The 25,116-nt window shown below is 65.6% G+C and carries 25 protein-coding genes; 11 read left to right on the top strand and 14 right to left on the bottom strand.

What is annotated here, in order from left to right:
- Window positions 1-295 (top strand): hypothetical protein (locus VK533_RS05290; protein ID WP_324375693.1); only part of this gene is annotated, 295 nt, incomplete at its 5' end.
- 48 nt (window positions 296-343) lie between these two features.
- On the top strand, window positions 344-826 hold the full coding sequence (locus tag VK533_RS05285; RefSeq protein ID WP_324375692.1) for an MmcB family DNA repair protein: 483 nt from the start codon (window positions 344-346) through the stop codon (window positions 824-826).
- A gap of 56 nt (window positions 827-882) precedes the next feature.
- On the opposite strand, the gene VK533_RS05280 is transcribed toward VK533_RS05285, so the two are convergent.
- Entirely contained in the window at window positions 883-1,491 is a 609-nt protein-coding gene (locus tag VK533_RS05280; protein ID WP_324375690.1) for an ankyrin repeat domain-containing protein, read from the bottom strand.
- Window positions 1,492-1,559: 68 nt separating this feature from the next.
- Here VK533_RS05280 and VK533_RS05275 point away from each other — a divergent pair, with 68 nt between their 5' ends.
- From VK533_RS05275 to VK533_RS05265, 3 genes are read left to right on the top strand one after another with little or no spacing between them, the layout of a single operon-like run.
- Window positions 1,560-2,156, top strand: a complete 597-nt coding sequence (locus VK533_RS05275) for an SCO family protein (protein ID WP_324375688.1) — start codon at window positions 1,560-1,562, stop codon at window positions 2,154-2,156.
- Window positions 2,153-2,584, top strand: a complete 432-nt coding sequence (locus VK533_RS05270) for a YcgN family cysteine cluster protein (protein WP_324375686.1) — start codon at window positions 2,153-2,155, stop codon at window positions 2,582-2,584. The genes VK533_RS05275 and VK533_RS05270 overlap by 4 nt, the downstream gene beginning before the upstream one ends.
- Window positions 2,565-3,275, top strand: coding sequence for a SprT family zinc-dependent metalloprotease (locus VK533_RS05265; RefSeq protein ID WP_324375684.1), 711 nt, complete (start codon window positions 2,565-2,567; stop codon window positions 3,273-3,275). Before VK533_RS05270 ends, VK533_RS05265 begins: the two co-directional genes overlap by 20 nt.
- A 40-nt stretch (window positions 3,276-3,315) precedes the next feature.
- Here VK533_RS05265 and VK533_RS05260 read toward each other — a convergent pair whose 3' ends face one another.
- Entirely contained in the window at window positions 3,316-5,421 is a 2,106-nt protein-coding gene (locus VK533_RS05260; RefSeq protein WP_414712281.1) for a transglycosylase domain-containing protein, read from the bottom strand.
- A gap of 85 nt (window positions 5,422-5,506) precedes the next feature.
- Window positions 5,507-6,385, bottom strand: coding sequence for an aldose 1-epimerase family protein (locus tag VK533_RS05255; protein ID WP_324375682.1), 879 nt, complete (start codon window positions 6,383-6,385; stop codon window positions 5,507-5,509).
- Between the two features lie 77 nt (window positions 6,386-6,462).
- On the opposite strand from VK533_RS05255, the gene VK533_RS05250 reads away from it, so the two are divergent.
- Both VK533_RS05250 and VK533_RS05245 read left to right on the top strand, forming a co-directional pair.
- Entirely contained in the window at window positions 6,463-7,401 is a 939-nt protein-coding gene (locus VK533_RS05250; protein WP_324375680.1) for a glutaminase, read from the top strand.
- A gap of 137 nt (window positions 7,402-7,538) precedes the next feature.
- Window positions 7,539-8,489, top strand: coding sequence for a sensor histidine kinase (locus tag VK533_RS05245; protein WP_324375678.1), 951 nt, complete (start codon window positions 7,539-7,541; stop codon window positions 8,487-8,489).
- Window positions 8,490-8,524: 35 nt separating this feature from the next.
- On the opposite strand, the gene VK533_RS05240 is transcribed toward VK533_RS05245, so the two are convergent.
- The 7 genes from VK533_RS05240 to VK533_RS05210 all read right to left on the bottom strand — a co-directional run bounded on the left by VK533_RS05240 (window position 8,525) and on the right by VK533_RS05210 (window position 18,368).
- Window positions 8,525-9,277 (bottom strand): methyltransferase, encoded by a 753-nt coding sequence (locus VK533_RS05240; protein WP_324375676.1) that lies wholly within the window; start codon window positions 9,275-9,277, stop codon window positions 8,525-8,527.
- 52 nt (window positions 9,278-9,329) lie between these two features.
- On the bottom strand, window positions 9,330-10,145 hold the full coding sequence (locus VK533_RS05235; RefSeq protein ID WP_324375674.1) for a hypothetical protein: 816 nt from the start codon (window positions 10,143-10,145) through the stop codon (window positions 9,330-9,332).
- On the bottom strand, window positions 10,146-12,248 hold the full coding sequence (locus VK533_RS05230) for a S9 family peptidase (protein WP_324375672.1): 2,103 nt from the start codon (window positions 12,246-12,248) through the stop codon (window positions 10,146-10,148). It lies immediately after the preceding gene.
- A gap of 91 nt (window positions 12,249-12,339) precedes the next feature.
- A complete protein-coding gene (locus VK533_RS05225) occupies window positions 12,340-13,272 on the bottom strand; it encodes a DUF5996 family protein (RefSeq protein WP_324375670.1) in 933 nt (310 codons plus the stop codon).
- A 32-nt stretch (window positions 13,273-13,304) separates the two neighbouring features.
- Window positions 13,305-15,770 carry a DNA topoisomerase (ATP-hydrolyzing) subunit B gene (gene gyrB / locus VK533_RS05220; protein ID WP_324375668.1) on the bottom strand — a complete coding sequence of 822 codons (2,466 nt, stop codon included), beginning with the start codon at window positions 15,768-15,770 and terminating at the stop codon, window positions 13,305-13,307.
- 70 nt (window positions 15,771-15,840) lie between these two features.
- Window positions 15,841-17,400, bottom strand: coding sequence for a winged helix-turn-helix domain-containing protein (locus VK533_RS05215; protein WP_324375666.1), 1,560 nt, complete (start codon window positions 17,398-17,400; stop codon window positions 15,841-15,843).
- A 47-nt stretch (window positions 17,401-17,447) separates the two neighbouring features.
- A complete protein-coding gene (locus tag VK533_RS05210; RefSeq protein ID WP_324375664.1) occupies window positions 17,448-18,368 on the bottom strand; it encodes an alpha/beta hydrolase in 921 nt (306 codons plus the stop codon).
- A gap of 220 nt (window positions 18,369-18,588) precedes the next feature.
- Here VK533_RS05210 and VK533_RS05205 point away from each other — a divergent pair, with 220 nt between their 5' ends.
- Window positions 18,589-18,903, top strand: coding sequence for a UrcA family protein (locus VK533_RS05205; RefSeq protein WP_324375662.1), 315 nt, complete (start codon window positions 18,589-18,591; stop codon window positions 18,901-18,903).
- A 51-nt stretch (window positions 18,904-18,954) separates the two neighbouring features.
- On the opposite strand, the gene recF is transcribed toward VK533_RS05205, so the two are convergent.
- From recF to VK533_RS05185, 4 genes are all read right to left on the bottom strand, one after another.
- Entirely contained in the window at window positions 18,955-20,043 is a 1,089-nt protein-coding gene (gene recF / locus VK533_RS05200; RefSeq protein WP_324375660.1) for a DNA replication/repair protein RecF, read from the bottom strand.
- A 21-nt stretch (window positions 20,044-20,064) separates the two neighbouring features.
- Complete coding sequence (locus VK533_RS05195) at window positions 20,065-20,505, bottom strand: protein tyrosine phosphatase family protein (RefSeq protein WP_324375659.1); 441 nt, start codon at window positions 20,503-20,505, stop codon at window positions 20,065-20,067.
- Complete coding sequence (dnaN, locus tag VK533_RS05190) at window positions 20,502-21,611, bottom strand: DNA polymerase III subunit beta (RefSeq protein ID WP_324375657.1); 1,110 nt, start codon at window positions 21,609-21,611, stop codon at window positions 20,502-20,504. Before dnaN ends, VK533_RS05195 begins: the two co-directional genes overlap by 4 nt.
- Window positions 21,612-21,749: 138 nt before the next feature.
- Window positions 21,750-22,307 carry a porin family protein gene (locus VK533_RS05185; protein WP_324375655.1) on the bottom strand — a complete coding sequence of 186 codons (558 nt, stop codon included), beginning with the start codon at window positions 22,305-22,307 and terminating at the stop codon, window positions 21,750-21,752.
- A 146-nt stretch (window positions 22,308-22,453) separates the two neighbouring features.
- Here VK533_RS05185 and VK533_RS05180 point away from each other — a divergent pair, with 146 nt between their 5' ends.
- From VK533_RS05180 to VK533_RS05170, 3 genes are all read left to right on the top strand, one after another.
- Window positions 22,454-22,900, top strand: coding sequence for a hypothetical protein (locus VK533_RS05180; RefSeq protein WP_324375653.1), 447 nt, complete (start codon window positions 22,454-22,456; stop codon window positions 22,898-22,900).
- Window positions 22,901-23,068: 168 nt separating this feature from the next.
- Window positions 23,069-24,265 carry a 23S rRNA (adenine(2503)-C(2))-methyltransferase RlmN gene (gene rlmN, locus VK533_RS05175; protein ID WP_324375651.1) on the top strand — a complete coding sequence of 399 codons (1,197 nt, stop codon included), beginning with the start codon at window positions 23,069-23,071 and terminating at the stop codon, window positions 24,263-24,265.
- A 20-nt stretch (window positions 24,266-24,285) separates the two neighbouring features.
- The coding region (locus VK533_RS05170) for a cyclopropane-fatty-acyl-phospholipid synthase family protein (protein WP_324375649.1) at window positions 24,286-25,116 on the top strand (831 nt) is incomplete at its 3' end.

The raw sequence follows: 25,116 nt of genomic DNA, 5'->3' as shown, positions 1-25,116 counted from the left end.
AGATTATTGGCTGAAGAGCTGGATCGCGGTGCACCTTTCCCTGCTCGAAGCGCCGCCCGCGGTGCAGACACGCCAGATCTTCGTCGATTATGACCGGCTGGTCGCCGACGCCGCGCGCGGGACGCGGCACCTGGGCGAAAGACTGGGTCTCCCGCTCGAACCGGGTGATCTGCACCCGCCGGCTTTGCATGCGGTCGATGCCAGTCCGGGTCTTATGCTCGAAGCCAAACAAGTCCATGCCGTTTTGCGTGCCCGCGCCGGCGGCGAAGTGGACGTCCAACGCCGCCGCGCGTGATACGGCGGGCTTTTATCCGTTCCCGGCCTGTTCTAATCTCTCCGAATCATGGCGAGCCTGCCCGACTGTTTCGAAGACGGACCGCTGATCGCGGCCGATGTCGCGCGCGGCGTGTCGCGCTTGCTGTGGCGGCAGGATCTGGTCGGGATTTGCGAGGTACCGCTCGGCAATGGCCGCCGCGCCGACATCATGGCGATCGACGCCAAGGGCTGCATCACGATCATCGAGATCAAATGCTCGCGCGCCGATCTGCGCGGCGACGCCAAATGGCACGAATATCTCGATTATTGCGATCGCTTCTGCTGGGCGGTGCCCGCCGGCTTCGCGCTGGAGCCGTTCGAGGAAGCGCATTTCCGTCCCGAAATCGCCGGGCTGATCGTCGCCGACCGTTACGATGCGGAGATGCTGCGCGAACCCGCCTTGCGCCCGCTCAACGCGGCCCGGCGCAAGGTCGAGACGTTGCGCTTCGCCCGGCGCGCGGCGACGCGATTATTGGGCTCGCTCGATCCCGGCCTGGCGGGGCTGGACTGAGGCCGGCTTCTATCAGTTCGTTTCCGGTGTTTTTTATGTTTTCCCCTTCGGCGGGGTCAGTTCAGGACGGGGCCGGAAACGACCTTCTTCTCGACCGTCTTGCCCTCTTGCAGCAGCTTGACCATCGCCGCGCCGCGCGCATCGTCCTTGGCGTAATCGATCGCGCTCTTGCCCGCGACCGTATCCGCGATCTTGGGGTCGGCGCCGGCATCGATCAGCTGACGCGCGAGGCCCAGATCCCTGCGTTGCACCGCCAGGATCAGCGGCGTTTCGCCGCGATTGTTGGTGGCGTTCACCTTTGCATTCAGGGCGATCAGATAGGCCATCGCGGTCGGATCGGCGAACAGGGCGGCGTCGTGCAGCGCGGTGTTGCCGTCGCGGTCGCGAATCTCGACATTGGCGCCCTTGTTGAGCAGGAAGCCGACCCAATTGTCGTTATGCGCCTTGACCGAGATATGGAGCGCGGTCTCGCCCGTGGCGGGATCGCGCGTGTTGAGCACCGGCGCGCCGGGCTTGCTGAGAAATTCCATCGCCTTGTCGCCGTCGGAATCGCGCACCGCCTTCAGGAAATTATAGCTGTCGGAGAATTGCGCCGCGGCCGGCACGGCACAGGCGAGCATGATCCCGCACAGCATCGCCCTGGAAACGCCGCTCTTCAGACCCATATCGAAACTCCCTGTCTGCGCCGACGCGCTTGTCAGCGGGCTGATAGCAAAGCAAGGCTAAGCGCACCATGAACAAGACATTGGCCCGGCTCGCGATTGTCGGCGGCGCGACGCTGCTGCTCGCCGGCTGCCAGCAGAAGCCGGCCGAACCCGCACCACTGGCGGGCGCCGCGATCGGCGGGCCGTTCGCGCTGACTGATCAGGACGGCAAGCCGTTCTCCAGCGACGCGCTCGCGGGCAAATATCGCATCCTCTATTTCGGCTACACCTTCTGCCCCGATGCCTGCCCGACCGACATGGCGGTGCTGGGCAAGGCGATGCGCACGCTCGACCAGAAGGACCCCGCCAAGTCGGCCAGGATCCAGCCGATCTTCGTCACCATCGATCCCGCGCGCGACACGCCGCCGATCCTCAAGCAGTTCGTCGGCGCTTTCTATCCGCGCCTGATCGGCCTGACCGGCAGCGACGCGCAGATCGCCGCGGTCGCCAAGGAATATGCCGTGTCCTACCGCAAGCAGCCGGCGCCCGAGGGCGCATCCGGTTATTTGATGGATCATCCGCGCATCGCGATCCTGCTCGGACCCGACGGCAAGCCGATCGAATTGCTTCCCGTGGACGCCAATGCGGACGCGGTGGTCGCCGATCTCGAGAAGTGGGTGCAATGACCCGTTTCTGGGAAACCAAGACGCTCAAGCAGATGAACCGCGACGAGTGGGAATCGCTCTGCGACGGCTGCGGCAAATGCTGCCTCCACAAATTGGAGGACGAGGAAACCGGCGAGGTCTTCCCGACCAATGTCGCCTGCCGCCTGCTCGACCGGCGCAATGCGCAATGCCGCGATTATCCCAACCGCAAGACGTTCGTGCCCGATTGCGTGCAGCTGAGCGCCGACAAATTGCACGAGCTGGAATGGCTGCCCTCGACCTGCGCCTACCGGCTAGTCTTCGAGGGCCAGCCTTTGCCTGAGTGGCATCACCTGATCAGCGGCAGCCGCGAGACGGTCCACGAAGCCGGCATGTCGACGCGCGGCTGGACCGTATCCGAAACCGAAGCCGGCGAGCTCGAATATCACCTTGTCGACCGAAAGCTCTGATCTGACCTTTTCCGCAGGCGGACATACCCGCCAGCTGACCGTGAAGCGCTCCGCGCTCGCGCGGCGGATGCGGCTCGCGGTCGATCCGCGCGACGGCGCGATCCGGCTGACCCTGCCGCGCCGCGCCGCGCTCGGCCCCGCGCTCAAATGGGCGGAGAGTCAGCGCGCCTGGATCGAAAAGGCGCTCGCCAAATTGCCGGCCACGGAAAAGATGGGGCCGGGCAGCACGATTCCATTCGAAGGCGCGACGCTGACCATCGACTGGGATTCGGGCGGGTCGCGCACCGTGCGGCGCGAGGGCGACCGGCTGATCGTCGGCGGGCCCGAAGAGATGGTGATGGCGCGCGTGCTGCGCTGGCTGAAAGCGGAAGCGGCGCGGCGGCTGGATGCCGAAACCCGCGCTGCCGCCGAACGCGCGGGCGTGACGATCGGGCGGGTGCGTGTCGGCGATCCGCGTTCGCGCTGGGGCAGCTGCTCGGCGGGCGGCGATATCGCCTATAGCTGGCGCCTGATCCTGATGCCGCCCGCCGTGCGTGAGGCGACCGTGGTGCATGAGGTAGCGCACCGCCTGCACATGCATCACGGCCCCGAATTCCACGCGGCGGTCGAAGCGTTGCTCGGCCGGGCGCCCAAGGTGGAACGCGATTGGCTCAAGGCGCACGGCGCGGCGATGCATCGGGTCGGGCGGTAGTTTGCCGGGAGAGGGATGCCAGCAAAAGCTGGCATGACGACTATAGGTGCGGCTGCGGCTGGCGGGGCTGGTCCTTCAGCACATTGTCGAGCCATTTCTGGTCGATCTGCGGCGAGTGTGCGCCGGTCGTCGCCGGCTTCTCCGCCGCGGGCGGCTTACGCGGTGCGGGCGCGGGGGCCGGCTGCTGTTCTTCGGGCGGCGGCGCCGTATCGTCGGCACCGGCCTGGTCCTGCGCATCCTGCGGCGCGGCTTCATTGTCGCCGGTCATGTCCTGATCGGGATCGCCATAATAAGCTTCCTCGTCAGGCTCGAGCTGCCACTCGGGAAGTGTGACCTCGGTCTGGAAATTCTGCACCGGCCGCGTCTTCAACGCGACCTGCATCATCGCGGAGAAGGCCCGTGCCGGGTTGCGCCCGCCCTGCAGACCCGGCAGCGATTTGGCGTCGTCGCGGCCCATCCACACGCCGGTGGTCAGGCCCGACGAGAAGCCGAGGAACCAGCCATCCTTGCTCGATGAAGTGGTGCCGGTCTTGCCCGCGACCGGCCGGCCGATCTTGGCTGCCTGCGCGGTGCCGGTATTGACCGCGGTCTGCAGCAGATCGGTCATCTCGGCGGCGACGGCGGGCGGCACCAGCACGCGCGGCTCTTCGGTCGGATGCTGGTAGAGCACAGTACCGTCGGTCGTGCTGACCTTGACGATGCCGTAAGGCGTGACCGCCGAGCCGTTGTTCGAAATCTCGGCGAAGGCGCGAGTCAATTCGATCAGGCGCACGTCGGAGGTGCCGAGCACCATCGACGGATGCGTGTTGATCGGGGTCGAGATGCCGAAGCGGTGCGCCATGTCCGCAACCGCGTCGAAGCCGACCTTCTGGCCGAGCTGGGCCGCGACCGTGTTGATCGAGAAAGCGAAGGCGTTGCGCACGTCGATCTGGCCGAGGAATTTGCGCGAACTGTTGCGCGGGCTCCAGCCGTCGATCGTGACCGGCTCGTCGGTCACCGGATCGCTCGGCTTCACGCCCGCTTCGAGCGCGGTCAGATAGACGAACAGTTTGAAGGCGGAGCCGGGTTGGCGCACCGCCTGGGTCGCGCGATTGTAGATGGACGAGACATAATCGGTGCCGCCGACCATCGCCCGGACCGCGCCGTCATTCTCCATCGAGACGAGCGCGCCCTGCGCGCCGTCGGGCGTATTGGCGCGGATCGCGTCGTCGGCCGCCTTCTGCATGCGCAGATCGAGCGTGGTCCAGACGTCGAGCGGGGCATTCTGCTCATCGATCAAGGTATCGAGCTGGGCGAGCGCCCAGTCGGTGAAATAGCGGACGCTGTTCTGCTTGGGCTCGGGCGCGAACACGACCTGTTCGAGATGCGCGCCCTGCGCCTGCGCGGGCGTGATCGCGCCGGCATCGACCATCACCTCCAGCACCACATTGGCGCGGTCGCGCGCGGCCTGCGCGTCGGCCGACGGCGAATAGTGGGACGGCGCCTTGACCAGGCCGGCGACGATCGCCGCCTCCTCCAGGCTCATATGATCGCCGGGATGGCCGAAGAATTTGCGGCTGGCCGCGTCCACGCCGTAAGCGCCGCCGCCGAAATAGACGCGGTTCAAATAGAGTTCGAGGATCTGCTGCTTCGAATATTTGCGCTCCATCGCCAGCGCCAGGATCGCCTCGCGGATTTTGCGGCCATAGGAATAAGCGTCGGTGAGGAAGAGGTTGCGCGCGAGCTGCTGCGTGATGGTCGATCCGCCCTGCAGGCGCCGGCCCTGATCGTGCAGCTTCTTGGCGACCCACAACATGCGCGCGACGCCGACCGGATCGACGCCGATATGACTGTAGAAGCGCCGGTCCTCGACCGCGACGATGGAGTCGCGCATCGTCGCCGGGATGCGGTCGTAAGCCAGCCAGTCGCCGTAGCTCGGCCCGAGCGACACCAGCAAAGAGCCGTCGGCGGCATGGACCCGGACGGTCTGGCCATTGGGTTTCTGCCGCTGCAAGGAATCGAACGCCGGCAACGACGCCATCGTCACCAGCACCGCGATCACGAGCGCGGTCAGCGCGGCGAGGAAGCCGAACAAGGCGACGCGGAAGATCATGCGGCCGGTGCGGCGGGCGCGCCCGGGCGCGGGAGGGCTTTGCGGAGCGGGCATCGAAGAGGGCCGGACTTATATCTTAACACGCTGTGCTACAACCCCACTACACCTGCGATCAGGACCGTACTGACCTGCGCCCGTCTCAGGCCGAAAGCGTGATCGCAATCGCGAAGCGGCGTTCGGCCCTGGGCGCAACCTCGACCACATAAGGCTTGGCGCGGAAATCGCCATCATAGCCGACCGGATCGGCGAGGCCCTGCCACGGTTCGATGCACAGGAAGGGCGCGCCCGGTTTGGTCCACACGCCGAGCAAAGGCATGTTCGCGAAATCCACCTCAAGTCCGCGATTGCCGGGCACGCCAAAGCGGACCTTGCGCGAATTCAGCCGGTCGAAGATCAGCGCATCTTCAATGAACAGATCGTCGCGCGGGGCGAGCGTGTCGCCTTCGATCGGGGTCGGGCGCGGATCGGGCAGGACCAGCCCGGTCTTGGTGTCGATCCGGCGGACCGGCGCGGGCTCGTGCTCGGCGAAGACCAGGCGGTGGTCGGCGCGGTCGCCGCCCCACGGCAAAGGCCAGCGGAAAGCGGGGTGGAAGCCGAAGCTCGCCGGCAGTGCTACGTCGCCCAGGTTGGTCAGCACCGCCTCGGCGGTTAGCGTCGCGCCGGCGGTGGCGAAGTTGATGTCGAGCCGGAAATCGAACGGATAATGCGCGCGCGTCGCCGTGTCGGCCTCGAGGCGGAAGGTGGCGCGGTCGGATTGGTGATCCACCACCGTGAACTCGCTCTTCCGCGCGAAGCCGTGCTTGTCCATCGGATAGGCCGCGCCGTCGATATGGATCGAATCGCAATTCACCGCGCCCACGATCGGGAACAGGAAGGGCGCGCGCCCGGTCCAGAAAGCGAGCGGGCCGTCCGATAGCAGATCGCGCCCGGCCTCGTCGCGCAAGACGCGCATCTCTGCGCCCAACGTGCTGAACTCCGCGCTCATGGCGTTGGTGGCGATGCGGATCATATCGGTCATGGTCTTCCCTTAGGCTGTGAATGGACGAATGCCATCGCTTCAAGCATGTCGTTGCGACGGGCTGCTATGGGAAGACGATGACCGATATCGGATCTATCGTGGCGGAGATTGCCGCCGAGATGGCGCAAGCGACCGATCGCGGCCGCGTCGCCGATTATATCGCGCCGCTGGCGGGGGTCGATCCGGCACATTTCGGTCTGGCGGTGGTGACCGCTGATGGCGCCTGCCACGTGGCAGGCGATGCCGACATGCCCTTCTCGATCCAGAGCGTGTCGAAGGTGTTCACGCTGACTCTGGCCTTGGGCCGGGTCGGCGACCGCATCTGGGACCGGGTCGGGCGCGAGCCGTCTGGCACTTCGTTCAACTCGATCGTCCAGCTCGAAAGCGAGCAGGGCGTGCCGCGCAATCCCTTCATCAACGCCGGTGCAATCGTCGTCTCGGACATGATCCTCGCCGGCCACCAGCCGCGCGAGGCGATCGGCGAGATCTTGCGCTTCGTGCGCGGGCTGGCGGGCGACGAGGCGATCTATATCGACGAAGCGGTCGCGCGCGCCGAACAGGAAACGGGTTTCCGCAATGCCGCGCTCGCCAATTACATGCGCGCGTTCGACAATCTCAACAATCCGGTCGATCTCACGCTCGGCGTCTATTTCCACCATTGCGCGATCGCGATGAGCTGCCGCCAACTGGCGCTGGCGGGGCGCTACCTGATGGCACGGGGCGTCAATCCGGAAACGGGCAAGCGTGTCATTTCGCCCGAACGCGCGCGCCGCATCAACGCGCTGATGCTGACCTGCGGCCATTATGACGGATCCGGCGAATTCGCCTTCCGCGTCGGCCTGCCGGGCAAGTCCGGCGTCGGCGGCGGAATCCTCGCGATCGCGCCGGGGCACGCCTCGATCGCGGTCTGGTCGCCGGGGATCAATACGAGCGGCAATTCCCAGCTGGGGATGGTGGCGCTGGAAAGGCTGGCGCAGCGGACGGGCTGGTCGGTGTTCGATCCGGTTTCGATCTAGGCTCGCGCAGGGCCTCGCCGCTTAGACATTGCCGCGCCCGCGTTTGTGGCTCACGGTTGAGATTGAGCCCACCAAAGGATCGAAGCTTGGCTTCATCAGGATCGAGCGGGTTCATCGGGAGCCCCGAACAGCTTCGATTGGCCATCGACGCGGCTTGCGTGGCTTTGTGGTCCTGGAATGTCGACGACAATAGTTTTGTGATGGACGAACGCGCATTCGAGCTTTGGGGTCTTCCCGAAGCCGTGAGCGTCGCTTTCGAAGAGCTGTCGGAACATATCCATCCCGCCGACCGGGATCGCGTCCGGGCGGCGTTCATCGCGACCCGTTCGGTGGCAGGTTCCTACGAGATCGATTTCCGCATCATGCTCGGCGACGAAATCCGATGGATTTCCGCGCGCGGTCAGGGCGCGGACGCCGGGATCGTGGATCGTATGATGTTCGGTGTCTTTCTGGATGTGACCGGACGCAAGCAGGCCGAAGAGGGGCACGAACTTCTGGCGGGAGAGATGAGTCACCGGGTCAAGAACTTGCTTGCGGTGGCGGCGAGCCTCACTCAGCTCACCTCACGCTCGGTCGCCTCCATCGCGGACATGACCAGCGAGTTGACCCAAAGATTATCCGCGCTTGGCCGCGCGCACGACCTGGTCCGCCCAATTCCGGGGGAACAGGGGAAGGCTGCGTTGCTGGGTGATCTGATCGCGGTTCTGCTGGCACCCTATGACGAAACCGCAGCCTTCGCCGGGCGAATCCGGGTCGCCGTTCCGCGCATGGGCGTCGGTGAGCGAACCGCGAGCTCATTGGCGATGGTGTTTCACGAACTCGCGACGAACTCGGTCAAGCATGGGGCGCTTTCGTCGACCGACGGGATGCTCGACATCTCCGGGCGGCTGGAGGAGGATTTCCTCTATCTCGTGTGGGCGGAGACCGGTGGTCCCGAGATCATTGCGGAGCCTGAATTGCAGGGTTTCGGCAGCAAGATGATCGTCCGCAGCGTGACGAGCCAGCTCGGTGGGGAACTGTCCCACGATTGGCAGAGCGCGGGCCTCGTCGCGACGCTCAGGATACGCACGGCCCGAATGGCTTCATAAGCCAGCGGGACTCGGCAAATATGCGCCGCTGCCGATCACCCCGGCTTGCGGAATTTGTAGATGAACTGATCGGTGCGGCCGCGGATGCTCTTGTCGAATACGGCCTTGGCGTGATCGTCGTCGGGGTTGGCGAGCAATTTGCTTTCGCCGACGAAGCGGAAGCCCGCGGCGGCGACCTGCTTTTTCACGATCGCGCCGTCGATGCGATGGAGCGTGTCGGTATCGCGCATGCCCGATCCGGCCGCCGCCTGATGGTCGACGATCAGCAGGACGCCGCCGGGTTTGAGCGCCGCATAGGCAGCTTTGTTGAATACCGACGGATCGATCGAGCCCATGAACTTGTCGGGATAATCGTGATAATTTTGCGAGGTGAAAATCAGATCGACCTTCTCCGGCGCGGTCAGCTCGGTCGCGGGTTCGACCGCCACCGACGTGTTGGGATAGCCGTTCTTGGCGAGCCCGCCATAGAGCTGGACGTCGCGCCCGGCCTCGCCGGCATAGGGCTTGGGCCAGATGCCGTAGACATGGCCTTTGGGCCCGACCGTCTTCGAGAAGAGCCGCGTCCAGTACGCCGCGCCGGGGATCAGATCGATCACTTTGTCGCCCGGTTTCACGCCCGCGAACGCAAGGATTTCGGGGCCGTGGCGGCGGGCATCGTCCTTGGCCTGATCGGCGCGCGCGGGATCGGCGGCGGCCTTGGCGATCGCGGGCGGCAGCGGGGCGGCGGAGGCCATGAGCGGGGTGGTAGCGAGTAAAGCCACGATGGCAATTTTCAGCGATCTGGTCATATTTCCCTCTCCTCGGCGCGTTGGCGGATATGGGCCGCCGTCTTTCGGTCGTTCAGAGCTCCAGCAAGGCGCGGATCTGGCCGCGCAGCTCGGACATGTTGGCCTCGACCATCAATTTGTACCGCAGCACCGCGTCGCGATCGACCGGGAAGAAGACATCCTCGTCGAAGCTGCGGCCGAATATGTCGGTCAGCATCGTCGCGAACTTGCCCGATTCGGTCTTGCGGCCGAACGCCTCGCGCTGTTCTTGGAAACGGACCTGCTCGGCGCTGGTGAGCGCGCACAGCAAGGGGTGGATGCGCGCGCTCGAAACCTGGCGATAGGCCTGAATCCGCTGAATCACACGGTCGAGCGGCACTTCCTTGTCGACCACCTCCGGGCCGACCGTGAGGATCTTGTCGAGCCGCGGTGTCGCCATCGGGAAGGCGGAGATCAGCCAGTCGCCGAGATGGCGGACATTGGCGCGCCCGCCGCCGAACGTCTCCACGTCCGATCGGTTGCGCGCCCACCAGGTCGTCATCCGATCGAGCAAGGATTCGAACAAGGAAGGGTCGATCAACTCGCGATATTGATAGGAGTATTGCGTGCCGAAAATGCCGAGCGTTTTCGGCGTGGTCTCGACCAGCCGCTGGATTTCGGGCCGTGCGATCGAGGGCGCATTGAGGCTGTGCCCCACGCCGAGGATCAGCAGATCGAACGGCTCCTCCGGAAAGGCCGGCGCGTTGAGCGGCAGATGCGTCACCAGCGCATTCGCGGGCAGCACCGTGTTGACGACATGATAGCCCAGCCGATCGCCGAAATTGCGATAGTTCAGATAGGACAGGACCAGCACCTTCTTGAGCGGTGCGGCGGGGGACGGCGTGCTCATTCAGTGCGCCCGGTACCAGGCGAGCCAGCGCTCCATCCGGTCCTTGAGGAAGCTCGGCCGGGTAAAGCCGTGAAACTGGCCGGGATAAATGACGAGTTCGCTGTCCACGCCGCGGCTCTTGAGCGCCTGATACATCTGCTCCGAGTTGAGCATCGGCACGTTCATGTCCTTGTCGCCGACCATGAACAGGGTCGGCGTGACGATCCGATCGTTGTGATAGAAGGGATAGGAGTTGCGCAGCCACACATCCATGTGCTGCCACGGCTGGCCCAGCTCCATCTCATAGTCACGAACATACTCGTCCGTGCCATAACCGGCGAGGATGTTGCTGATCGACGCACCGGTGACGGCCGCGCGGAAGCGGGTGTCGGACGCGATCAGATAATTGGTGAGCATGCCCCCATAGGACCAGCCGCCGACATAGAGGCGCTTCCGATCGGCGATGCCGCGGGCGACCGCGTCATCGACCGCCGCCAGCGCGTCGGGCACGGCCGGGCCACCCCAATCGGCGTAGAGCGCCTTGGCGAAGGCCTCGCCGCGCCCGGTGCTGCCGCGCGGGTTGGAGGATACCACCGCATAGCCCGCGGCGGCGAAGATCTGCCACTGCATCCACCAGCCGCTGCTCGCGGCAGTGAACTGCGATTGCGGACCGCCATGGTTGAACAGAATGGTCGGCAGCGGCGCGCCAGGCCGGGCGCTGGGCGGCGTGACGAGGAAGCCGTGGATCTCGGTGCCGTCCTTGCCCCTGAAGCTGGTGCGCGCGACCGGTGCGACCGCGACCTCCTTCAACCAGGCGTCATTCTGGTGGCTGAGCTGGCGCGGCTTGCCGCCGTCGAGCACGAAGACTTCGTCGGGCGCCTCGCTCGTCGCCATCAGGAAGGCGACCTTGCCGGCGACGCCCGTTGGCGTGGTGATCGCGGCGAGCGGATCGCCCGCGAGCGGCCGGATCCGACCGCCGCTGGCCACGACCTCCGCCAGCCTATCGGTGCCGTCATCCTCGACCGTGAAGCCGATCGTGCGGCCGTCCTTCGACCAGAAGGGATTGGTGACGTTGCGGTCGAGGGTCGGTGTCAACAGGGTCGGCGCGCCGCCGATGGCGGATACCAAAGCGAGCGTGCGCACGCCGTAGGAGAAGAGTTCGACCGGCCCGCCCTGAAGGTAGGCGATGTGTTTTCCGTCGGGCGACCAGGCGGGATAGCTGCCCCAATCCTCGTCTTGGTCCGCGCCCTTGAAGGTGGTGAGCGCGCGCGCTTCGGCGGGCGCCGCGCCGACGCTCACCATGTAGAGGTTACTGTCATAGGTGCGGTCGGGATCGGGACCGGGCTTGGAGGTGAAGGCGATGCGCGTCCCGTCGGGCGACCAGGCCGGTAGCACTTCATCGTACAGGCCAGTGGTGAGGCGGCGCGCTGTGTGCGTGGCGAGATCGTAGAGCCATAGGCGCTTGCGTTGCTTGCCCTGAAAGCCGTCGACATCCTGCATGAGGCGAAAGCGATCGATCACGATCGGTTTGGGTTTCTTCTCGTCCTTGTCGCCACCGGCTTTGGCCTCAGCCACGGGCTTCGCCACTTCGGGCGGCGTCGCTGCGTCGGGCTTGGTGGGCGCGGTCGTCACCGCCTCGGCGGCGGCATTGGCTTTCTCGTCGGGATCGGGATCCTCGACGATCAATGCGATCGTTTTGGAATCGGGTGACCAGGCGAGGTCGACCACCGATCCGGTGATGCCGGGCAGCTTCACGCCCTCGCCGCCGGCGCGGTCCATCAGCCACAGCTGGTCGTCGTCATGATCGTCGCCGCGCCCCGAGATGAAGGCGATCCAGCGCCCGTCCGGGCTGAAGCGCGGGCTGCTCTCGCTCTCGCCGTCGCGGCCGGTGAGCTGGATCGTGCGGCTGCCGTCCCAGCGCGTCATCCACAGATGCGTGACATGCTTGTCGGCGGTGACGTCGGTCGTTTCGACGGTGTAAGCCACCCATTGGCCCGAAGGATCGATCCGCGGATCGCCGACCTGGGCGACACGCGCATAATCGTCGGGCCCGATCGGATGCGTCGCGCCGAGTGGCGCGGTCGCCAATGCCGCAAGAGCGAAAGTTGCGGCGCGTCCGATCATGCGATTCCCCCGTAGTTCAAAACGTCATTCCAGGCCGTCGGCGCTGATCCCGCCGAAGCCGCGTGCATGTCACCCGCGACGATGCCGGGCGTCAACTTCCTTGGGGCGGGCGACCGATTGATCCGGGCGCCCGCTCGAGATGGGCGCGATCCCATTCGCCCAGATTGGCGGCCGCCTCGTATGTGCTCTCCAGGAACTGAAGCAGCGCCTGGTCCGGGTCGGCGCTGGCAATCACCGTGGAATAAGGCAGCAGGAATTCGCCCAGCGCCGGATCGAAGGCGGCGCCGGACGGCTTCACCGGCGCCTGCCCGAATCCGGCGGGGACGGGATAAGCGTAGCTGTAGAAGCTCGGGCCGGTGCCGAAGCCCGGCCAAAAGCCGGCGCTCGACACCTCCCAGCAATAAGCCTCGCGCGCGACCGCGTCGGGCATGTTCGGAGCCCCGCCGGGATGGGGCGGTGCGGTGCGGCCCGAAAAGCGCGTTATCGCGAGATCGAAGGCGCCCCAGAATAGATGGATTGGGCTGCATTTGCCCACGAAACTGGTCCGGAAAAGCTGGAATACGCGACGCACCTCGACCAAGGCCCGCCAATAGGTCGCCGCCACCGCCGGCACATAGGCGCGCAACCTGATGTCCTCTTGAAACGGCACCGCATCGGGGATTTCGCACGGCATTCGATCGATCCGCACCGCGATCCCGATGGCTGCCAGCGCCGCCATCGTCGCCTCGTAAAAGTCGCACACGCTCTGCGCACGCAGCGCCACGCTGGCGTGGGCGCCATCAGTCGCCCGCAGGTCCAGTCTGCTGGCGACGAAGTCGAATTCGATCGCGAAGGAGCGGCCGACGGTGGGGATGAGTCCGGTGGTGAGTCCGCGAGCCGACACGTAGAGCGGAACGTGCCAGCCGTGATTTTCCCACGGCGTCATCATCAGGCGGACCTTGCCCACCACCTGCGACCAGAGGTGTAGCGCCTCTATAGTTGGATCGAGTTCGATCGATGCCAGATCGGGCCAGCCACGGGTCATCGAATCACTCCTTCGACCAGCGGCGCGCCCGACTAAACGTCGAGATTGGCGACGTTCAGCGCGTTTTCCTGGATGAATTCGCGACGCGGTTCGACCACGTCGCCCATCAGCCGCGTGAAGATCTCGTCGGCGACGTCGGCCTGGCTGACCTCGACCTTGAGCATCGAGCGGTTGGATGGATCGAGCGTGGTTTCCCACAGCTGCTCGGCATTCATTTCGCCGAGACCCTTGTAGCGCGCGATCGCGGTGCCCTTGCGGCCGGCGGCGAGCACCGCCTCCAGCAATTCGGACGGGCGCGTGATCAGCTTGACGCCCTTGCTGTCGACGACCGGAGCGTCGTCACCCTCGGGCTCCTCCACTTCGACCTTGCCGATCGGCACCAGCCGGGCGACCGAGACATAGGATTCGGTATGCTCGGTGGCGAGGCCGTGCAGCTTGCGCGCCTCGGCCGACTGGACGAAGCCCGTGTCGACGACATGATGGTCGGTCACGCCGCGCCAGAAGCGGCGGGCATGATAGCCGCCGTCGGTGGTCGGCTCGACCTCCCACTTGGCCTCCGGATCGGCGCGGCCGAGCCAGCCGGCAACGGCCGCGGACACGCTGCCGCGATCGGTCAACTTCGGATCGAACGCGCCCGCCAAAGCCAGCGCCTCGATCAGATCGGGCGCATAGCGGCGCGGCACATAGGCCATCAGCCGCTGCATGCGTTGGGCATGCTCGACCATCGTACGCAGATCGTTGCCCGAACGCTGGCCGCCCGCGCCTTCGAGCATCGCGCCCGACAGGCCGTTGTCGAGCAGATAGGCGTCGAGCGCATTCTGATCCTTGAGATAGGTTTCCGAGCGGCTCTTGGTGACTTTGAAGAGCGGTGGCTGGGCGATGTAGAGATGCCCACGCTCGATGATCTCCGGCATGTGCCGGTAGAAGAAGGTCAGCAGCAAGGTTCGGATATGCGCGCCGTCGACGTCGGCGTCCGTCATGATCACGATCTTGTGATAGCGCAGCTTCTCAATGTTGAAATCGTCGCGGCCGATGCCGGTGCCCATCGCCTGGATGAGCGTGCCGACTTCCTTGGACGAGAGCATGCGATCGAAGCGCGCGCGCTCGACATTCAGGATCTTGCCCTTGAGCGGCAGGATCGCCTGGATGTTGCGATCACGCCCCTGCTTGGCGGAACCGCCGGCCGAGTCGCCCTCGACCAGATACAATTCGCACTTGGCCGGATCGCGCTCCTGGCAGTCGGCGAGCTTGCCCGGCAGCGAGGCGATGCCCATCACGCTCTTGCGGCTGGCTTCGCGCGCCTTGCGCGCGGCTTCGCGCGCGGCGGCGGCGTCGATGATCTTGGTGATGATCGAGCGTGCATGCGCCGGATTTTCCTCAAGCCATTCGGCGAGCTTGTCCGCCATCAGGCTTTCGAGCGGCTGGCGCACCTCGGACGAGACGAGCTTGTCCTTGGTCTGCGATCCGAATTTGGGATCGGGCAATTTGACCGAGACGATCGCGGTCAGGCCCTCGCGCATGTCGTCGCCCGTCAGCGATACCTTCTCGCGCTTCATCATGCCGGATTTCTCGGCATAATTGTTGAGCGTGCGGGTCAGCGCCGCGCGGAACGCGGCGAGGTGCGTGCCGCCGTCGCGCTGGGGGATGTTGTTGGTGAAGCAGAGCGTCTGCTCGTAATAGCTATCGTTCCATTCGAGCGCGACTTCGATGCCGATATCGTCGCGCTGGCCGCTGACCGAGATCGGATCGGGGAAGAGCGGCGCCTTGGTGCGGTCGAGATACTTCACGAACGCGGCGATCCCGCCCTCGTAGAACAATTCATGCTCGACCCGCTCGGAATGGCGCGCATCGACCAGGAAGATGCGCACGCCCGAATTGAGGAAAGCCAGCTCGCGATAGCGATGCTCCAATTTCTCGAAATCGAATTCGAGGATCTTGAAGGTGGCGGGGCTCGGCAGGAAGGTGACGCGCGTGCCCTTCTTGCCCGGCGCGGCGGTGCCGACGACCTTGAGCGGGGCGACCGCGTCGCCATGGGCGAAGCGCATGTAATGTTCTTCGCCGTCGCGCCAGATCGTCAGGTCGAGGAATTCGCTGAGCGCGTTGACGACCGAAACGCCGACGCCGTGGAGACCGCCCGAAACCTTGTAGGCATTGTCGTCGGAGGTGTTTTCGAACTTACCGCCGGCGTGGAGCTGGGTCATGATGACCTCGGCCGCCGACACGCCTTCCTCGGCGTGGATGCCGGTCGGGATGCCGCGGCCATTATCTTCGACCGAGACCGATCCGTCGGGGTTGAGCGTGATCACGATCTTGTCGCAATGGCCCGCCAGCGCCTCGTCGATCGCGTTGTCGGAGACCTCGAACACCATATGGTGGAGGCCCGAACCGTCGTCGGTATCGCCGATATACATGCCGGGCCGCTTGCGGACGGCATCGAGGCCTTTCAGCACCTTGATCGACGAGGCGCCGTAATCTTCGGATTCTTGGGATATTGCCATAGTGAGGATATAGGGATTCGAGCCGCAAAACCCAAGCAAAATGGGCCTTAATCCACAGGCAAATTGCCCCTCAGGCCTTCCGATAGTCGGGCTGGGTGCCGCTTTCGTGCCAGTAACGGGTAAGGCCCACAGCATCGAGCAGCGCATCGAACCGTGGATCATGCCACAGTGACCGCAGCGACGGCTCGAACAGGTAGTTGGTTCGCCGATCCGGCAAATAGGTGAAGGACCCTTGCCCGTTCGGGAAACGGAGCGAGGGGACCGACCAGCCGCGATCGAGGAAATAGGCGTCGATTACCGCAAACGCCTCATCCTTGCGGCCAAAGGTGGCGAGGAATTGCATCGCATTCTCGGCATAGCCGGCCGCCTGATGCGCCTTGCCCAGCCAGATGTCGGTCTGGGCGTCGATCGCCGCCGGATCGTGCGAGCGTAAGGCCTGCGCCACCGCCAGCACGCCGTCGACCTCGCCATTGCCCACCGAAGCGGGGCGGTTTTCGAGGTCCTGCGCCATCGCGATCGCCTCGTCGAGACGCCCGGTGAAAAGCTTGATGTAGAAGGCGCCGAACCACACCGCGAAATTGCGCGGGAAAAGCTGCAGGCCGCGCTCAACCGTCTGATCGGCATCTTCGAGACGCCCAGCCGCCCATTGCCAGATCATCAGGTCGAAGATGTTGATCGCCGATCCCTCCTGCGCCGCGACCGCGCGTTCGAGCGCGTCGGCAGCCTCCCCCATCCGCCCGACCCGGGCGAGCAGGCGGCCGAGCCATTGGAGCAGCACCATATTATCGGGGTCGCGTTTCAGCCCGTCGCGCAGCACGGGCTCCATCGCCAGCCAGCGGTTGAAGGGAAGCAGGTTGGACTGCGCGGCCCGGGCATAGCTTTCGTCGGGGTCGAGCGCGAGTGCGCGCGCGCTGATCTCGCGCGTCCGAGCCCGTGAAGCCTCGCCTTCCCCGGGTGGGTAATAATGTGCCTCGACCGAGTATAGCATCGCCAGCGCGCCCCAGCCGGGCGCATAATCGGGCGCGATCTGGGTCACGCGCCGGAACATCCCGCGCGCCTGAAGTTCGCCATCGTTGGTTGACTGGCCGAGCGCTGCGAGACCGGCGACCATCAAATCCTGGACATGCTGGGACGGGCGTTTGCGCGCATGCCGCCAGAAAAGCAGGCCGCTTGCCGCAACGCCTCCCACGACCGCCACCGCACCGCCGACCACTGCACGGCGCGAAAGGGAATGGCGCGGGGCTGGAGCGGGGGCTGGGGCGGGCGCGGCGGCGCGGGGCGCGCTGTCGCCGCGGATCAGGCGATAGCCGACCTTGGTGATCGTCTCGATTCGGAAAGAGCCCGCACCGATTCCCTCGGCCGAGCGGCGCAGGCGCGAGATGACGCGGTTGATCGCATCTTCGCCGACCACACGGTCATCCCAGCAGGACGATGTAAGTTCATCGCGGGTGACGATACCGCCCTCGGCGCGCACCAAAGCGAGCAGCACCTGCATCACGCGCGGCTCAAGCACCTCCTCCGCGCCGTCGTGGCGGATCAGCTGGCGCACTGCAGGCCGCACATTCAGCCGCCCGAGAATGAAATCGGGCGTGTGCGCCAGGTCGATCGGCTCCGCGTCGCTTGCTCCCAAGCACACCCCCTTGTCGCGCCGCGCGTCGGCGCGCGCCGCTTTCTAGCTTAACTCGTCAAAGCGAGGAAGGAATCGATCCGCGCCACCACCGGCAGCCGCCGATCGTCGGCCTCGCGCATGATCTCGTGGCCGCCGCCGTCGATGATCGTGAGTTCGGCGTTGGGCAGCAATGCGGCGGCATGCTCGATCGCGGCCACGTCGACGATCGGGTCGCCGCGCGCCGCCACCAGCAGGATCGGCGTCCGGATCACGGCGAGCACCGTATCCGGCAGCCGCGCGATCGAAGCGAAGGCGGCGCGGACCCAGCCCCAGCTCGGCACGCCCGACGCGATTTCGGGCTTGGTCGCCTTCCACCAGAGCTTGTCGGCGCGGCGATCGGGGCAGGACGTCATGCGCTCGCCAACATCGCCGATATCGCGCCCTGAAATGCGGCGCTCGGCCAGCCCGATCAAGGTCGCGGCGCGGGATAGCCCGCCCACCAGCCAGATCGGCACGCCCTTGATGCGGATGCCGATCATCGGCGAGGCGAGCACGGCGGCGTCGATCCCTTCCGGCCGGCGTGCGAGCATCCGCAAGGTGAGGTGCGCGCCCATCGAATGCGCGACGATCACATGCGGCGCGGACGTTTCCGCGATCCAGCGATCAACGAAGCTGGTCAGGTCGTCAACGAGGGGATCGAAATCGGTCTGGTGGCAGATCAAAGGATCGGCCAGCATCCGGCCCGATCCACCCTGGCCGCGCCAGTCGAAGCCGGCGATGTTCCAGCCCAAACCGTGCCAGTGGATCAGCACTTCCAGATATTTCTCGATGAAGTCGCCGCGCCCGGTCAGGAACAGCATGCTGCCGCGCGCCGTGCCCGGCTGCGGCCAGGCATAGGAACGCAGCGGCCAGCCGTCCGCCGCGCGCCATTCGGTAAAACGCATGCCGTCGGGAATCTCCCGACGAGGGTTGAGGAACGGCGTGGTCATCGCCGCCCCGCTATCGCGGCGCGGCTGCGCTCTAATCAAGCGGAAGCGTGCGCGAAACGCGTATCAAGCCCGGAAAAAACCTCCAAAACCCCGATGGTCGGCATTTCGTCGGGCAATCATCAGCTTTTCGAAAGCTGCTCATCCTCTCGATCAAGTCGGATCCAGGCCATTCCGAATGGCGCCGTGGCACTCCCGCCGCCTCGCGAAAAGGAATGACGCCATGATCAAGACCATCATCACTTTCGCCGCCCTCGCTGCGCTGGCTTCACCGCTCGCAGCCGCCCCCAAGGCCCACGCCTGGAAGGTCGGCGATGACAGCTATCACCTCTACTACACCGATCTGGACACGAACACCGCTTCCGGGCGCGCTACCCTGCTCACCCGTGTCGAGCAGCGCGCCGGCGAACTCTGCAATACGCCGCTCAGGGTTGATCAGCGGGCCTGCGTGAAGGACGCGCTCGCCAGGATTCCCAACGCCAACCTGCAGCGTGCGCTGGCCGAGCGCGACAGCAACAACCGTCTCACCGCGCGCTAATGTCCTCCGCACCCGCTACGGCCGCTCAGGACGGCCGTGGCGGACGCGCGATCACATTTCCGTCCCGATCTCGCCATCGCCGATCATAAGCCGGGTCGCGGTGCCCACGTCGCGAAACAGATCGGCCTCCGTCCCCGTCATCCAGCTTTGCCCGCCCGCCGCCGCAAGCCGCGCGAACAGGGCTGCGCGCCGCGACGGATCGAGATGTGCGGCCACCTCGTCGAGCAGCAGGATCGGACGCTGCCCACGCGCTTCGGCGATCAGATCGGCATGCGCGAGGATGATGCCGAGCAGCAACGCCTTCTGCTCGCCGGTCGAGCAGAGTTCGGCGGGCATCGTCTTGTCGAGATGCGTGACGGCGAGGTCGGACCGGTGCGGTCCGGCGAGCGCGCGTCCGGCGGCGGCATCGCGGCCGCGCCCGCCCCGCAATTCGGCGGCGAGCGCGGCCTGCGCATCCTCCGCCGCGGGCGTCCAGCCGGTCAGCGTGATGCCGGCGCGCGCGAACGGCCCCTGCGGCTGTGTCGCGAGCCGTTCGCTCAGCGCCGCGACGATGCGGTCGCGCGCCTCGGCGATGGCCGCGCCATGCTCGGCCATCCCGGCTTCGAGCGCGGCAAGCCAGGCGGGGTCGGCGCCATCGGGCTCGGCCAGCAATTTGTTGCGTGCGCGGGTCGCGGCCTCGTAGCGGTTCGAATGCGCGGCATGGCCAGGTTCGCGCGCGAGCACGAGCCGGTCGAGGAAACGACGCCTGCCGCCCGCGCTTTCGAGGAACAATCGGTCCATCGCCGGGGTCAGCCACAAGACCGACAGCCACTCACCCAAGGCGGCGGCGGATTTGTCCGCGCCGTTGATCCGCACCTGTCGCCTTTCGGGCGCGGTCGCGAGCGTGCCGGTGCCCAGATCGACGTCGCTGCCCAGCCGCGCACTGATCGCGAACCCGCCCGGCCCGTCGCTCCGCGCCATTTCAGACAAGGTCGCGCCGCGCAGGCCGCGTCCCGGCGTCAGCAACGACACGGCTTCCAGGATGTTGGTCTTCCCCGCCCCATTCTCGCCGGCGAGGATGACGAATCCTTCGCCGGGCGCGATCAGGGCCTCCGCATGGTTGCGGAAATCGGTAAGGGCGAGGCGGGTCAGCGCGGCCATCCGCCTTCGCTAGCCGCCGGCCTAGCCCCGCGCGAGGAAGTTTTGCCAGACCGGATCGGGCGCCCAGATGGCGTCGATATCGGGCCGGGCCTTCTCCTCGGACCAGCCGAGCCGCTCGACGCGATAGCGATAGAGAAATGCCGAGACGCGCCAGTTAGCGGCGCAATGGACATGGACCGGCGCGTCGCCGAGCTCGTCCATCGCGGTGGTGAAAGCCTCGAAATCCGCTTCGGTCGGCGCGCTGAAGTCGACCGGGATGTGGAGATAGCGCAGGCCCAGCGTCGCCAGCGTCGCCGCTTCGTCGGGCAAGGCACGCGGGCTGTTGGTGAGCGCGAGATTGATCACGGTTTTGACGCCGGCGTCACGCAGGGCGGCGAATTGCGCTTCGTCAGGCTGACCGGACGTGGTCAGCGTCGGCGAGAGCCGCCGGTAATTATAGATGCCGAGATCGTCCGGCGTCACACCCGCATGGGCATCAGCACGTAGAGTGCCGGTGCCTTGTCGTTCTCGCGGATCAAAGTCGGCGCGGCGGCGTCGGCGAGATGTACCTCGACCGTGTCGCCGTCGATCTGGCCGAGGATGTCGAGCAGGTAACGTGCGTTGAAGCCGATATCGAAGCTCGCCGAACTATAGTCGCCGGGCACTTCCTCGGCGGCGGTGCCGTTCTCGGGACTGGTGACCGAGAGCGTGATCTTGTCCTTGTCGAGGCTCATCTTGACCGCGCGCGTCTTCTCGCTGGCGATCGTGGCGACGCGGTCGACACCCTCCTCGAAGCTGCGCGGATCGATCTTGAGCAGTTTGTCATTCCCGGTCGGGATGACGCGCGAATAATCGGGGAAGGTGCCGTCGATCAGCTTCGATGTCAGGATCGCGGTGCCCAGGCCGAAGCGGATCTTGGTCGGCGACAGCGACACCTCGACCGAACCGTCGACCTCGTCGAGCAACTTGCGCAGCTCACCCACGCATTTCCGCGGGATGATCACGTCGGGCATGCCCTCGGCGCCATCTGGCCGCGGCACGGTGACGCGGGCAAGGCGGTGGCCGTCGGTGGCAGCGGCCTTCAGCACCGGGGTCGCGTCGTCCGATACGTGCAGGAAGATGCCGTTCAGATAATAACGCGTCTCTTCGGTTGAGATGGCGAAGCGCGTCTTGTCGATGATCTGCTTCAAGGTTTCGGCGGGCAGGTCGAAGCGGGTCGGCAGTTCGCCCTCTGCGATCACCGGGAAATCCTCGCGCGGCAGCGTCTGCAGGCTGAAGCGCGCGCGGCCCGCAACGACGCCCATCTTGCCTTCGGCGGCGGTGAGCTGGACCTGGCTGCCCTCGGCCATCTTGCGGGCGATGTCGAACAAGGTGTGTGCGGCGACGGTGGTCGCGCCCGGCGTCTCCACCTGCGCCTCGATCGTCTCGACCACCTGCAGATCGAGGTCGGTCGCCATCAGGCGAAGACCGCCCTCGGATGCCTCGATCAGCACGTTCGACAGGATCGGAATCGTGTTGCGGCGCTCAACGACCGACTGGATGTGGCCCAGCGCCTTGAGCAGGATCGCACGTTCGATCGTCGCCTTCATGTTGTTCCCCGGTCCCGGCAGATTTTGGGCAACCACTATAACGCGGCTTACCGGGCTGGCCAGAGGGAAGGCCATGAAAAAGGGGCCGGACACGCGGCCCAGCCCCTCTTCCTGTGGACAAGTCGGAATCGGCGCGACTTAGAAGCGCAGACCGACGCCGGCGAGCAGCTGGTTGCGCGAGACGCCCTGCTCGTAATTCGAGTAGCGATATTCGGTCTTCACGAACGCACGGCTGCCGAGCTGATGCTCGATGCCCGCACCGACGCGCGCACCGCTGAGATTGCCGTCGGCGAGGTTAACCCCGGTGGCGGTGCCGTCGACGGTGAAGCGGGCGTTGGTATAGCCCGCCTTGACGTAGAGCAGATTGTTGCCGCCGACGACGTAACCGACGCGGCCGCCGGCATAGAGATCGCGCGAGGCCTTTTGGGTCACGGCGCCGAGCTCCTTCTTCTGGGTCGAATCGCTGGCTTCGCCCTCGACGCCGAACACGACATTGCCGCGCTGGAGATCGTAGCCGGCGTTAACGCCGTAGAGCGCGCCATTGTCATGGCGCTCCTGGCCCTGGACGCGATCCCAGCCGCCGATCGCCTCGATATGGGCACCGGTGAAGGTCGTGGCGGTATCCGTGTCCTGCGCGAAAGCGGGGGCGGCGATCGCGGTCGAGGCGACGAGGGCGGCGATGAACAACTTAGACATGATTACACTCCATTTGCTTTTTTTCCGCCTGCTCCCCCGAGGGCGGGGCGGCGGGCAAAGCGCCCCGCTGCATTGCAGCACTCTGAATGGCTCGGTCAGGTGAGGTTTAGGTTGCGGGCAGGAATGTGGCGGAGGATGGAGAAGCCATGCGGTTCCGTCCTTTCGCCCTTCTGTTGTGGCTGTTCGCCGCGCCTTTGGCTGCGCGCGAGACGGTTGGCACGTTTGCCACATGGGCCGCCTTTTGCGACGAGCCGAAGCAATGTTTCGCGATTTCGCAGGCCGCCGAGCGTTCCGACCATCCCTCGGTCAGCATCGCGGTGGCGGGCCCGACTCTGCTGGTTCAGGCGCGTCTCGGCCGCCCCGCGCGCGCGGCGATGCTGACGATCGGCGGGCTGCAATTCGATCTGGCGGTCTCGGGCGAGGATGCGCGCGCCGATCCCCGCGCCAGCCGCCGGATCGTCGCGGCGATGCGCGAGGGCGAGACGCTGACGATAATCGGCACGTCACCCAAGGGCCGACGCTTCCGGCATCATTACCTGCTCGCGGGCGCGCCGAGCGCGATCGATGCCGCGGCGATTGCCGCAATGCGGTAGCCACTGGAGCCTGATCGTTATCTGTGGAAGCGCTGCGCGCTTCCGCTGATGACGTGAATCAGGCTCCATTCAAATAGTTGAGACCTTGATTCACGATCCAGGCTGATTCAGCCTGGATCGATCAAGGTCTAGAAAAATCGCGCTCTTTCGACTAGGTAAGCGCCTCTCATGAACGTTCCCATGCCCATTCCCGGTCATATCGATCCGGTGCCGGTGCCGCGCGACCCGGTCGTGCGCGCCGATGGCCGCCGCGATCTGCTCGGCCGATCGAAGGACGAGTTGCGCGGCCTGTTGGCCGAGGCCGGGCTCGATCCCAAGCAGGCCAAGCTGCGCGCCAAGCAGCTCTGGCACTGGATCTACAATCGCGGCGCGACCGATTTCGGGGTCATGACCGATATTTCGAAGACGATGCACCCATGGCTCGCCGAGCATTTCGTGATCGGCCGGCCGGACGTGGTCGAGGGCCAGGTGTCGAGCGACGGCACGCGCAAATGGCTGCTCCGGTCGCCCGACGGCCACGATTACGAGATGGTGTTCATCCCCGACGCGGATCGCGGCACGCTGTGTGTGTCGAGCCAGGTAGGCTGCACGTTGACCTGCACCTTCTGCCACACCGGCACGATGCGGCTGGTGCGCAACCTGACCGCGGGCGAGATTGTCGGCCAGGTCATGCTCGCGCGCGACGCGCTCGGCGAATGGCCGAGTCAGCCCGAAGGACGCCTCCTCACCAACATCGTGATGATGGGCATGGGCGAGCCGCTCTACAATTTCGATAATGTTCGCGACGCACTAAAGCTTGTTATGGACGGCGACGGCCTGGCGTTGTCCAAGCGGCGCATCACATTGTCGACGAGCGGGGTGGTCCCGATGATGGCGCGTGCGGGCGAAGAGATTGGCGTCAACCTTGCGGTCTCGCTCCACGGCGTGACCAAGGAGGTGCGCGACGAACTGGTCCCGCTCAACAAGAAATACGGCATCGAGGAATTGCTCGCCGCCTGTGCGGCCTATCCCGGCGCCAACAATGCGCGCCGCATCACCTTCGAATATGTGATGCTGAAGGGCCGCAACGACAGCGACGAGGATGCGCGCGAACTGGTCCGCCTGCTCCGGAAGCACAAGCTGCCCGCCAAGGTGAATCTGATCCCGTTCAATCCCTGGCCGGGCGCGGCCTACGAATGTTCGGATCCCGACCGGATCCGCAGCTTTTCGAACATCATCTTCGAAGGCGGCATCTCCGCGCCGGTGCGCACGCCGCGCGGGCGCGACATCGACGCGGCCTGCGGCCAGCTCAAGACCGCGGCCGAAAAGAAGAGCCGCGCGCAAAAGGACAGGGAAGCTGCCGAAAAAGCACTGGCAGGCGTATAAAGAGGCGTTAGATACGACCTATGCTACTGTTCGATCGGGCTTTTAAGAAACTCATCAAGCAAGGCGAAATGATTGTCACCGATGCGGGTGGCAAGCTCTACCGCTACGGAACGCCCTATCCCGGGCGCGATCCCGTCCATGTCCGCTTCACCGACCGGTCGACCCCGCGCAAGATCGTGATGGCGCCCTCGCTCGGCGCGGGCGAGGCCTATATGGATGGCCGGCTGGTGATGGAGCAGGGCGACATCCACGCGCTGCTCGACCTCGTCACCTGGAACAATCGCTTCGAACTGCGCAGCGACAAGAGCAATCTCGAGGCCAAATCGCGCATCCTGGGCGATCCGTTCGGCTGGCTGCGCACCTATAACCAGGAGCGGCGGTCGAAGAAGAACGTCGCCCATCACTATGATCTGTCGGCGACGCTCTACGACCTCTTCCTCGATCCCGATCGCCAATATAGCTGCGCTTACTTTACCGATCCGGCCAACAGCCTTGAGCAGGCGCAGGTCGACAAGAAGGCGCATATTGCGTCGAAGCTCTATTTGAAGCCCGGCCTGAAGGTGCTCGACATCGGCTGCGGCTGGGGCGGCATGGCGCTCTACCTGCACGAGAAATTCGGGGTCGAAGTACTCGGCATCACTTTGTCCGAGGAGCAGCTCAAGCTCGCGCGCGAGCGGGCCGAAAAAGCCGGCGTCGCCGACAAGGTGAAGTTCGAGCTGATCGATTACCGCAAGGTCACCGGCAAGTTCGATCGAATCGTCTCGGTGGGCATGTACGAACATGTCGGACCGGCCCATTTCCGGACTTATATCGCCAAATGCCGCTCGCTGCTGGCGGAGGACGGCGTGATG

The organism is Sphingomonas sp. (assembly GCF_035317925.1).
Classification (GTDB): Bacteria; Pseudomonadota; Alphaproteobacteria; order Sphingomonadales; family Sphingomonadaceae; genus Sphingomonas_I.
Note: the sequence above shows the minus strand (reverse complement) of the source record. Positions and strands in the feature narration are given on the sequence as shown.